The 921-nt window shown below is 70.1% G+C and carries 2 pseudogenes; one reads left to right on the forward strand and one right to left on the reverse strand.

Annotated features, from left to right (window positions below):
* Nucleotides 1–621 (forward strand): annotated as a pseudogene (locus FVS66_RS01560) (mobilization protein); the annotation flags it as partial.
* A 147-nt stretch (nucleotides 622–768) separates the two neighbouring features.
* Here FVS66_RS01560 and FVS66_RS36490 read toward each other — a convergent pair.
* Nucleotides 769–921 (reverse strand): annotated as a pseudogene (locus FVS66_RS36490) (IS630 family transposase); the annotation flags it as partial.

Consider the following 921-nt stretch of genomic DNA (forward strand, 5'->3'; position numbering starts at 1 on the left):
GACCTCGACAGCACCCGCGTCCTGCGCCGCAGCGTCCAGACGATCCTGCGCACCCCCACCGCGACACGCGACGGCGCCGGACTGGCGATGCTGCTGGACGCCGCCCTCATCGCTGTGGCGTTCGCGAAGCACTGGCACCGCACCCACCAGCACGCCCAGCAGGAGGCAGCAGCCCAGCAGGCCCTCGTCCACCTCCAGACCACCTACGCCCAGGTCGCCGTCCCGGTCCTGGACGACCTCGCCCGCCGCACCCCCGGCATCCAGACCAAGCAGCGCTACGCCCGCCACCTCCAGCAGGCCGCCCCCGAACACGCCGACCGCATCCTGAAGGACCCCGCCTGGGACGCCCTCACCACCGTCCTCGCCGACGCCGAAACAGCCGGCCACAACCCGGCCACCATCCTCGACCAAGCCCTCGGCCAACGCACCCTCGACGACGCCCGCAACCCCGCCCGCGCCCTAACCTGGCGCATCCACCGCCTCGGCCAACGCCACACACCCGGCCCCCGCGCCCAGGCAGCCATGGCCCGCAGCACCACACGCCGCCCCACCGCCACAGCCCAACCACCGGCGGCCAGACCGGCCGCTATGCAGCAGCCATCACGTGTTCGCCGGCGTTGATCGGCCGACCTGTTCCGAAACGGAACAGAGCGAGCGTTCCGTCTCGGAACACCCAACTCGTTCCGAAACGGAACAGGCTGCATCCCGTTCATTTTCTGAACAGGGGTCGTGTTCATTCGCGGAACAGCGCCCTGTTCACTCTATTGATCAGAAACTCATGGGGTTCTCGTCCAGGGCGTAGCGGACGTGTGGGCCGCCGAAGTAGCCGCGGACGATGTGTGGCTGACGCTGGCGTCGGCGGAAGAAGCGGCGGGTCTCGGCGGCGAGTTCGGCCTGGTCACGGGCTCGGTGCTGCCGGGG

It is taken from the genome of Streptomyces sp. TRM49041 (assembly GCF_008271805.1).
GTDB lineage: Bacteria > Actinomycetota > Actinomycetes > Streptomycetales > Streptomycetaceae > Streptomyces.